Origin of the sequence: uncultured Oscillibacter sp. (genome assembly GCF_900544955.1) — a bacterium.
GTDB lineage: Bacteria > Bacillota > Clostridia > Oscillospirales > Oscillospiraceae > Oscillibacter.
On record NZ_UQXD01000060.1, the window covers coordinates 1 to 9,954 of the forward strand.

The following is a 9,954-nucleotide window of genomic DNA, read 5'->3' on the forward strand; positions in this document are numbered from 1 at the left end:
TCAGCGCCCGCAGGCTCTCAATATACTCTTGTGCCGTTTTCATCGTTTGCTCCTCCTTCATATTGGTCATTTTTTGTAAAGGCAATGCGCGGTCTCCGGCGGGAGCGGCCGCCTCGGTGCGCCTGATTCCCTGTTTCTACTTATAGCAAAAAATATGCCAACTTCGCAAGCGGTATTTTTCCCCTTCCCAGGGCTTTTTCTGTGCACAGTGCCAAAAGGAGCGGGACCTTTTCGGGGCACTATTCACAGTTTTCACAGGGGCCGGACCCCGCCCGGCGGGGGGTATATTCACTTTTGAATAATACGGAATGGGATTCCGTTCTGCGAAACCGCTTCCTCTTTTGTGCGGACCCGATAAAAACTTCCTCCTTTTTATGTGAAAAGCGCCCGTGGTTTTTGGGCCCGCCGCCCTTTTTATTCACTTTTGAATATGCTATACTCAAAAGTGAATACATCTGGCGCGGAGACGGGAAAGGGGGGCGTTTTTTGGCTCGTTCCACAAATTTCCCCAATTTTTTGGGAGAGGAAATTCACCTCAGAGGCCTGTTTGACATCATCAGTCCGGAGAACAACCTGGTGTCCGCGGACGACATGATGCTCTCCGACGCCAAGGGCGTCATTCTGTGGGTCAGCGAGACCTACGAGCGGAACTTCGGCTTCGCCCACAACTCCATCGTGGGCAAATCCGCCTTCGACCTGGAGGCGGACGGCACCTTCTCCCCCTGCATCACGGCGGAGGTTATCCGGAAGCAGAAGAAAATCACCACCACCCAGACCATCAACCACATCCACAAAAACGTGATGACCGTGGGCATCCCCCTCTTCGGCGACCGGGGGGAGCTGAAATACGCCGTGTGCTTCAACACCGTCTCCCTGGAGCAGATCAACTCCATCCAGCGCAACTACCGCCATTTGCAGGACTCCTTGCAGCAGTACACCCAGGAGATCGCGGAGCTGCGCACCCGGGCCACCTCCACCAGCCTGGTGTTCAAGAGCAGCTCCATGCAGCGGCTGTGGACGCTGATGCAGAACACCGCCAACACCAAGGCCAACATCCTCATCACCGGGGAGACGGGGGTGGGCAAAAGCGCCGTGGCCAAGGCCATCCACGCCATGAGCGATCGGGCCTCCGGCCCCTTCATTGAGGTGAACTGCGCCGTGCTCCACGAAAACCTCATCGAGTCGGAGCTGTTCGGCTATGAGAAGGGGGCCTTCACCGGCGCCGCCAGCGGCGGCAAAATCGGCAAGATTGAGCTGGCCCACCAGGGCACGCTGTTTTTGGACGAGATCGGCGAGCTGCCCCTCCACATCCAGTCCAAGCTGTTGCAGCTGATCCAGGAGAAAACCATCGAGCGCCTGTCCGGCACCAAGAAGATCGAGCTGGACTTCCGGCTCATCGTGGCCACCAACCGCAATCTGGAGGAGGAGGTGCAGCGGGGGCTGTTCCGCTCCGACCTCTTCTACCGGCTCAACGTCATCCGTATCCACATTCCCCCCCTGCGGCTGCGGAAGGAGGACATCCTCCCCCTGGCCCACCAGTTCCTGGCCCGGTTCTGCCGGGAGTACGGCAAGCAACTGAACTTCGGCCCCCGGTTTCTCTCGTTTCTGGAGCACTACGACTGGCCGGGCAACGTCCGCCAGCTGGAAAACCTCATCGAGCGGGTGGTCATCACCGTCCAGGACCCGGTGATCGACGTCTCCGCCCTGCCGCCGGAATACGCGGGGGAGACCGTCACTCCCGCCGCCCTGCTGGTCCGGGAGGGGAGCCTGGCGGAGCGGATGGACGCCTACGAGGGCCAGATCATCCGGGAGTCCTACCGCCGGTGGGGCACCACGGTGGCGGTGGCCAGGGAGCTGGGCATCTCCCAGGCCACCGCCGCGAGAAAGGTGGCCAAATATGTCCGCGGCTGAGGGGGCGGCGGCCCCCGGGGGGCTGGTGGCGCTGAAGGCCGAGCTGCGGCAGGAGCTGAGGCTGACGCCCCGGCTGCTGCAGTCCATGGAGATCCTGCAGATGAACACCCAGGAGCTGCTGGCGTACCTGGGCCGCATAGGCGAGGAGAACCCCCTGCTGGAGCAGGAGGAGGCCCCCGCCCTCCACCGGGCCTATGAGGAGCTGCGCCAGCGGGTCTCGTGGCTGGACGGCGGAGCGGCAGGCGGCGGGGCACCGGAGCGGGGCGCGGCGGACCGGGAGACGGAGAGCCTGGCCGCCTTCCTCCGGGACCAGCTGGAGCGGCGGCGCCTGCCAAGGCCCCTACTGGCCCTCACCCAGTACCTGGCCCAGCTGCTGGACGAGGACGGCCGCCTGGCCCCGGAGGACCTGGAGGAGGTGGAGGCTCTGGGCCTTCCCCCCGGCCTGGCGGAGCAGGCCCTGGAGACCCTGCAATCCCTGGAACCCGCCGGCGTGGGGGCCAGAAGCCTGCCCGAGTGCCTGCTGCTGCAGCTGGAGCGGCGGGGCCAGGCCACCCCCGCCCTCCGGGCGCTGGTGGGCGGCTTCCTGCCGGAGCTGGGCCGGCGGCACTACGGCCCCATCGCCCGGGCCCTGGGCCTCACCCCGGCGGAGCTCCGGGCCGCGGAGGCGCTGATCGCCGGGCTGGACCCCCATCCGGGCCGGGTCTTCCAGGCGGCGGAGCCCCCGGTGTACATCCGCCCCGACCTCTTCATCGTCCCCCAGGACGGGGAGCTGCAGGTGGTGCTGAACGAGTACTGCCTGCCCCGGGTCTTCATCAGCCCCTACTACGCCCGGCTGCTGCGGGACACCGGGGAGCCGGAGACCCGGGACTACCTGCGCCAAAAGATGCGGCAGGCCCAGTGGGTGCTCAGCAGCCTGGAGCGGCGGGGCGGCACCCTCCGCCGCTGCGCCGAGGCCATTCTGGCGGCCCAGGGGGACTTTTTCTCCGGCCGCTCCGGCGCCCTGCGCCCCATGAGCCTGGCCGCTCTGGCGGAGGCGGTAGCCCTCCACCCCTCCACCGTGTCCCGGGCCGTCCGGGGCAAATACCTCCAGTGCCGCCAGGGCACCTATCCCCTGCGGTACTTTTTCAGCCGCGCCGTCGGCGGGTCGGACTGCTCCGCCCAGGCGGTGAGACGCCGGCTGCTGGAGCTGATCCGCGGGGAGGACCCCCGCCGCCCCCTCAGCGACCAGTGCCTGTGCCGGATGCTGGCGGCGGAGGGCATGCCGGTGGCCCGCCGCACCGTGGCGAAGTACCGCATGGAGCTGGGGCTGGGTGCCTCCGGCGTCCGGGCGCGGATGGAGCCGTGAAGCGGCGGCAGGCGAACTGTTCCGCAGAGGCCGCCGCAAAGGAGTCTGCGATGTGCAGGAAGGCGGCCCGCCGCGCACAGTTGTACGCTGCCGGGCCGGGCGGGATGGTTTGCCGCGGGCACACCGGGGCACAGCAGGCTTTTATCCTCTTTTGCCACCGGAGCGGCGAAGCGCCGCGAAAAGGTCTTGGAAACAGCAGCAGAGGACCGTCCGCCCCCCCCGGGCGGACGGTCCTCTTAAAAAACGCGGTTACGCGAAAGTCACCACGGTGCCGGTCTTGCCGTCCAGGGCGTCCAGGCAGCGGTCCAGGCTGGTGATGATGGCCCGCTTGTCCGGATTGGCCCGGACAAACTGCATGGCCGCCTCCACCTTGGGCAGCATACTGCCCACGCCGAACTGGCCCTCCGCCGCGTACCGGGCGGCCTCCGCCAGGCTGAGGTGGCCCAGGTCCTCCTGGTCCGGCTGTCCGAAGCGGACGGCCACCTTCTCCACCTCCGTCAAAATCAGCAGGGCGTCGGCCCCCACTTCCTCCGCCAGCAGCTCCGCGGCGAAGTCCTTGTCGATGACCGCCGCCACCCCCTCCAGGGTGCCGTCCGGGTTCTCCACCACCGGGATGCCGCCGCCTCCGCAGGTGATGACGATGGCGTGGTCCCACAGCAGCCGCACCGCGCCGATCTCCACGATCCGCCGGGGCCGGGGGGAGGCCACCACCCGCCGCCAGCCACGGCCGGCGTCCTCCCGCATGACGTAGCCCCGCTCCTTTTCCAGCGCCCGGGCCTCCTCGGCGCTGTAAAAGGCGCCGATGGGCTTGGTGGGGGTCTGGAAGGCGGGGTCCGCCCGGTCCACTGCCACCTGGGTGGCCAGGGTCACCACCGGGTAATTCCGCCCCCGGGCGCTGAGGGCGTATTTCAGGGACTGCTGGATATGGTAGCCGATATAGCCCTGGCTCATGGCGCCGCAGACGTCGAAGGGCATGGGGGGCACCACGTCCTTGGCGGTCTCGCTGGCCAGGACGATGCGGCCCACCTGGGGGCCGTTGCCGTGGACGACGGCCATCTCATAGCCCCGCTGGCTGATCTCCGCAAGATGTTCGCAGGTCCGCTTCACCACCTCCAGCTGGGCCTCGGCAGTGGGGGCGCTGTCCCTGGACTGGAGGGCGTTTCCCCCCAGGGCGATCACGATTTTCTCCGGCATGGTCACACTTCCTCTTCTTGTTGATGATACTTCCAGTCTGCGCCGGGCAGGCCGGATTATGCAAAAAAAGAGACGGCGGTGCCGTCTCTTTTTCACTGGGCCAGCTTCTCGCTGTTGACGCTCCGGATCACGGTCATCAGCAGAATTTTCAGGTCGAAGAAGAAGTTCCAGTTCTCAATATAGTAGAGGTCGTACTCGATGCGCTTTTTGATGGAGGTGTCCCCCCGGTAGCCGTTCACCTGGGCCCAGCCGGTGATGCCGGGGCGGACCTGGTGCTTGACCATGTAGCGGGGAATCTCCTCCTTGAACTGATCCACGTAGTAGGGCACCTCCGGCCGGGGACCCACCAGGCTCATGTCCCCCCGCAGCACGTTGAAGAACTGGGGCAGCTCGTCGATGGAGCACTTGCGGATGAAGGAGCCGAATTTCGTCTTCCGGGGGTCCCGGTCCCGGCTCCAGCCGGTGGTCTCCGCCGCGTTCACCCGCATGGAGCGGAACTTGTACATGAAAAAGGTCGTCTTGTTCCGCCCCACCCGCTCCTGTTTGAAGAGAATGGGCCCCGGGGAGGAGAGCTTCACCCCCACCGCGGCGAAGAGCATCAGGGGGGAGGTCAGCACGATCAGCACCAGCGCCCCCAGAATGTCCAGCGCCCGCTTGAAAAAGGCGTTGGCCATGTTGTCCAGGGGAATCCGCCGCAAGTTGATCATGGGCAGGCCGTTGATATTGTCCACCTGGGGGTTGGAGGGCATATAGGCCGCGTAGAAGGGCACCAGGGACAGCTTGGTGCCGGTCTTTTCGCACAGATTGATGATCCGCCCGGTGAGGGCGTACTCCTCCGGCGCCATGGCCACGATCACCTCGTCCGGGTTCCGCTCCTCCAAAATGGCCTCCAGCTCCTCGTAGCTCCCCAGCCGCGGCACATTCTTCAGCCGGTCCCTGCCGGCCACGTAGCCGTCCACCAGATAGCCCAGGTCCCGGTCCTCCCGGACCTTGTCCACATAGGCCGCGGCCATCTCCCCGTCTCCCACCACCAAAACGTGCTTTTGGTTGTAGCCCATGCGCCGGTAGCGCCGCAGCGTCACCCGCAGCAGCGCCCGCTTGCTCACCAGGGCGCCGTAGGCCAGCACGCAGAAGAACACCAGCAGCCACCGGGACATCTCGGTGAGACGGAAGACGAACAGGGCGGTGATGAGCACCATGGTGTCCAGCGCCGTGGCCAAAAACAGGGTCTGGGCCTCCTTGTGGAACCGCACCGCCCGGTAGGAGGCGTACAGCCCCGCCACGGCGTAGGTCCCCAGGCACAGCGCCACCGCCGCCGCCGCCAGATAGAGATAGCTGCGGAAGGGGAAGGAGGTGGTGCCGCTGAAGAGGCGGAACCGGACCCAGTAGGCCAGCAGCATGGCAAGGAAAACCAAAACGCCGTCACTGAGGACGTTCAATTGGTTCAAAAGCCGTTGATTTTCTCTAATCATGGCGTTTTTTTCACCTGTTTCAATCAAAATCCAGCTTCATTCTACTTGAAATCGGGGCGTCTGTCAAATATAATAAGCGGTGTGACAATCTCCCCCAAAGAAAGGACCGCCATGAAGCAACGGGTTTTGTTCACCGCATCCACCGGTTCCCACATCACGAATTTTCACCGACCCTACCTGCGGGCGTTTCAGGAGCGGGGCTGGGAGGTCCACGTGGCCTGCGGCGGCACGCCGCCCCCCCTTCCCGAGGCGGACCGCGTTTTTTTGCTGCCCTTTGAAAAGCGGATGCCCGCCCCCGCCAACTTCCGCGCCCAGGGGATGCTGCGCCGCCTGATGGCGGAGAACGGCTACGATCTGGTCTCCACCCACACCTCCCTGGCGGCCTTCTTCACCCGCCGGGCGGCGGCGGGAGTCCATCCCCGGCCTCCGGTGGTGAACGTGGCCCACGGCTACCTCTTCGACAGCGGCACCCCCTTCCTCAAGCGCCAGGTCCTCCTCGCCGCCGAGCGCCTCACCGCCCCCCAGACGGACCTGCTCCTCACCATGAACGCGTACGACTATGAAACGGCCCGGCGCTGCCGCCTGGGCCGCCGGGTGGAGGCCATCCCCGGCATCGGTGTGGACTTCTCCCGGCTGGACGGCGCCGCCCCGCCGGGGCCGCGGGGTACATACGGCTTTGAGAAAACCGATTTCGTGCTGCTGTACGCGGCGGAGTTCTCCCAGCGAAAGAACCAGGCCCTGCTGATCCGGGCCCTGGCGGACCTGCCGGAGCGGGTGAAGCTGCTGCTGCCGGGCCAGGGGGCCCTGCTGGAGACCTGCCGCGCCCTGGCCGCCTCCCTGGGGGTGGGGCACCGGGTGGTGTTCCCCGGCCAGGTGGCCGGGATGGCGCCGCTGTACGCCCTGGCGGACGCCGCCGTGACCGCCAGCCGGTCCGAGGGGCTGCCCTTCAACGTGATGGAGGCCATGTACATGGGCCTTCCGGTGATTGCCAGCGAAGTGAAGGGCCACACGGACCTGCTGCGCGACGGGGAGACCGGCCTGCTCTACCCCTACGGCGGCGAGGCCGCCTTCCGCGCCGCCGTGGAGCGCCTGCTGGCGGAGCCGGGCCTTTGCGCCGCTCTGGGCGCCGCCGCCCGCCGGGCGGTGCTCCCCTTCTCCCTGGAGCAGGTGCTGCCCCAGGTGATGGAGCAATACCTCTCCCTGGCGCCCCGGCCGGTCCTTCCGGCGGAGGCGGTCCATTGAAACGACAAGGAGTGATTCATTTTGGCAAATAAAAAGCAACCCGCGCCGGCGGCCCTCCGCCCGGACCGGGGCATTCTGGACGCGGTGTTTCCCTGGCTGCTGCCGCTGGCGCTGTTCTTCGCCATCACCGGCACCAGCCGACTGGCCGCCGTGGTGATGGCGGCGGTGTTTCTGGTCTTTGCCGTGGGCAAGACCCCCGCGGCCAACCTGGGCCGCCGCCTCTCCCCCCTGACCGTTGCCGTGCTGCTGTACGCCCTGGTGTGCCTGCTGTCCGGCCTGTGGTCCCACTTCGGCCTCTACGCCGCCCGGGAGAGCGCCAAGATCCTGGCGGCGCTGTCCATCTTCGGCCTGGTGCTGCTGCGGGTGCGGCAGGAGCACCTGCGGCGGCTGCTGCTGTCGCTGGACGGCGTGCTGGCCCTCATCGCGTGGCTGTGCATCGACGGGTCCTCCCTCCAGGTGCTGACCCGGGGGTTCTCCTGGGTGATGGCGCTGTTCAACGCCGGGTATCCCATGGCCACCATAGGATATGAGGCCGGCGTGCGCATCACCGGCATCTTCAGCAACGCCAACGTCTCCGCCGGCCTGCTGGCCTTCGGCCTGGTGATCTCCCTCTACCTTCTGCGCACGGCCGCGTCCCGGCGGGAGGAGGTGCTGGTGTCCCTGGGTCTGGGCATCCAGGCGCTGGCCTTCTTCCTCTCCTTCTCCATGGGCGCCATGGGCGCCTTCGCCCTGACCTGCCTGGTGTACGTGCTCTGCTCCGCCAAGGGCAGCCGCCTGTCCCTGTTTTTGCTGATGCTGGAATCCGTCGCCGTGACGGTGGTGTGCGCCTTTGCAGCCACCCCCTTCCTGGGGGGCGGAGGAGCCGGGGGGCTGGTCCCCATGGCCCTGGCGCCCCTGTGCGGCCTGGGCATCTGGGCGCTGGACCACTATGCCGGCAGGCGGCTTTTGTCGCTGCTGGAGGGCCGGGACAAGGCGGTGGCCGGGGCCGCCGCGGCCCTGGTGATTTTGTTGGCGGCCTACGTGCTGCTGGCCTTCAACCTCACCGGCGGCATCACCCTGGACGCCGCGGAAACCCTCTCCCGGGCGGTCTACCCCGACGCCGGGACGTATACCGTCTCCTACGAGGGCATCGACGCCCAGGCGCTGATTTACAGCCAGAACGAGTCCGAGCTGATGATGCACACCAACACCGTGCTCTATGAGGGTCCCCTGTCCGCCGCCGCCTTCACGGTGCCGGAGGGCAGCCGGGTGGTGTGGTTCCAGCTCGGCGGCGACGGGGATTTGCAGCGGGTGGCCCTGTCCGACGGCACGGAGGTGCCCCTGGGCTACCAACTGCTGCCGGACTTTGCCGCCAACCGCCTCCAGGGCCTGTGGGCCAACCAGAACTTCATCCAGCGCCTGGTGTTCTTCCGGGACGGGCTGAAGCTGTGGCAGGAGAGCCCCCTCATCGGCTGGGGCGTGGGCGGCGTGGAGGGCCAGCTCACCTCCGTCCAGGGCTTCTACTATGAGTCCAAGTACATCCACAACCAGTTCATTCAGATCATGGACGAGGCGGGCGTGCTGGGCCTGGCCGCCTTTTTGGGGATGCTGGGAAGCGCGCTGTGGCTGCTGATCCGGCGGCGGAAAATGGAGGCCGACCCCTTGCTTGCCATGCTGGCGGCCTGCCTGACCATGATGGCGGCCCACTCCATGACGGAGGTGGTCTGGTCCACTCAGATCTACCAGTCGGCGGTCTTCGTCCTCTTCGCCGTGCTGATCCTGCGGTGCTGGGAGCCGGGGGAGACCGCCCCCCGCTCCGCGCTGCGGCGCCGCGCCGCCCACGGGGCGCTGCTGTGCACCGTGGCGGTGTTCGCGGGGCTTCTGGGCGGGCACCTGCTGGCCGCCCAGAAGATGCGGGCCCTGGACACCGACCACGACATCACCGCCGCGGCGTTCATGTCCGCCCTGGAGACCATGGACCGGCTGGACGTGTACGACGACTCCGGCTACAAGGTGAATTTGATGGCCAACGCCTTGCAGACCAACACCGCCACCGGCCGGGGCACCGCCTCCCGCTGCGCCCGGCAGCTGCTGGCCACGGAGGAGTACGACGCCTGCTACAACGTGGCCTCCTACTACTACCTGCCCCTGCGGGACATGGAGAGCTTCTTCTCCGCCATCCAGACGGGGCTTGCCCAGGAGCGCTCCAACCCCGACGCGTGGAACAGCGCCTTCCACCTGTTCCAGAGCGTGGCCACCCAGTTGGAGCCGGAGTATCTGGCGGACTTCGTGGCGGGGGTCCTCGCCACCGGGGAGAAGCTGGACGCGGCCAACGCCGTGCTGATGGCCCCGGCGGTGCTGGACGAGGGCAACCAGACCCTGCTGGACACCGCGAAGACGTTGGAGGGCGCCCCCGGCGAGGTGGCCCAGGCCATTTTCTCCAGCGTTTTGGACTGAATCACGCCGTTAAGCAGCCCCCGCTTTCGCGGGGGCTGTTTGTTTGCTGCACCGGCTTGCACGGCGGCGTGCCCCGCCCCCGCCTGCGGTCCCCATAGATAGGTTATCTTTGCATGACAAATCTAAGGAGCATTTTGGGAGGGGACCTATGGACAAGACCACACACTATCAGCTCAACCAATGGGCGCCGGAGGACCGGATTCTGCGGACGGACTTCAACGCCGACAACGCCAAGCTGGACCAGGCGCTGCGCCAGGGGGCGGAGGACCTGGCGGCCGCCCGGACGGCGGCAGAGGAGGCCCTGGCCCAGGAGCGGCAGGAGCGGGCGGCGGGGGTGTCCGCCGCGTCCCAGGC

At 66.8% G+C, this 9,954-nt stretch carries 6 protein-coding genes and 1 pseudogene; 5 read left to right on the forward strand and 2 right to left on the reverse strand.

Going from position 1 to position 9,954, the window contains the following annotated elements; all coding sequences use genetic code 11:
* Positions 1-516 precede the first annotated feature (516 nt).
* Together QZS21_RS10975 and rpoN are read left to right on the forward strand one after the other, a co-directional pair.
* Complete coding sequence (locus QZS21_RS10975) at positions 517-1,911, forward strand: sigma-54-dependent Fis family transcriptional regulator (protein WP_295583323.1); 1,395 nt, start codon at positions 517-519, stop codon at positions 1,909-1,911.
* Positions 1,898-3,256, forward strand: coding sequence for an RNA polymerase factor sigma-54 (gene rpoN, locus QZS21_RS10980; RefSeq protein ID WP_295583325.1), 1,359 nt, complete (start codon positions 1,898-1,900; stop codon positions 3,254-3,256). The genes QZS21_RS10975 and rpoN overlap by 14 nt, the downstream gene beginning before the upstream one ends.
* A 249-nt stretch (positions 3,257-3,505) precedes the next feature.
* Here rpoN and arcC read toward each other — a convergent pair whose 3' ends face one another.
* Complete coding sequence (gene arcC / locus QZS21_RS10985; protein WP_295583327.1) at positions 3,506-4,450, reverse strand: carbamate kinase; 945 nt, start codon at positions 4,448-4,450, stop codon at positions 3,506-3,508.
* A gap of 92 nt (positions 4,451-4,542) precedes the next feature.
* The gene (locus QZS21_RS10990; protein WP_295583329.1) at positions 4,543-5,922 is read right to left on the reverse strand and encodes an undecaprenyl-phosphate glucose phosphotransferase; all 1,380 of its coding nucleotides are present in this window, start codon (positions 5,920-5,922) and stop codon (positions 4,543-4,545) included.
* Between the two features lie 111 nt (positions 5,923-6,033).
* On the opposite strand from QZS21_RS10990, the gene QZS21_RS10995 reads away from it, so the two are divergent.
* From QZS21_RS10995 to QZS21_RS11005, 3 genes and pseudogenes are all read left to right on the forward strand, one after another.
* Positions 6,034-7,164 (forward strand): glycosyltransferase, encoded by a 1,131-nt coding sequence (locus tag QZS21_RS10995; RefSeq protein ID WP_295583331.1) that lies wholly within the window; start codon positions 6,034-6,036, stop codon positions 7,162-7,164.
* Positions 7,165-7,185: 21 nt separating this feature from the next.
* Positions 7,186-9,600: an O-antigen ligase gene (locus QZS21_RS11000; RefSeq protein ID WP_295583333.1), complete on the forward strand. Its 2,415-nt coding sequence runs from the start codon at positions 7,186-7,188 to the stop codon at positions 9,598-9,600.
* A 148-nt stretch (positions 9,601-9,748) separates the two neighbouring features.
* Positions 9,749-9,954 (forward strand): annotated as a pseudogene (locus QZS21_RS11005) (hypothetical protein); the annotation flags it as partial.

What these genes read in the sequence shown, in the direction of transcription:
- rpoN (WP_295583325.1), top strand. Translation starts at nt 1,898, where the DNA reads ATGTCCGCGGCTGAGGGGGCGGCGGCCCCCGGGGGGCTGGTGGCGCTG.
- arcC (WP_295583327.1), bottom strand. Translation starts at nt 4,450, where the DNA reads ATGCCGGAGAAAATCGTGATCGCCCTGGGGGGAAACGCCCTCCAGTCC.
- QZS21_RS10990 (WP_295583329.1), bottom strand. Translation starts at nt 5,922, where the DNA reads ATGATTAGAGAAAATCAACGGCTTTTGAACCAATTGAACGTCCTCAGT.
- QZS21_RS10995 (WP_295583331.1), top strand. Translation starts at nt 6,034, where the DNA reads ATGAAGCAACGGGTTTTGTTCACCGCATCCACCGGTTCCCACATCACG.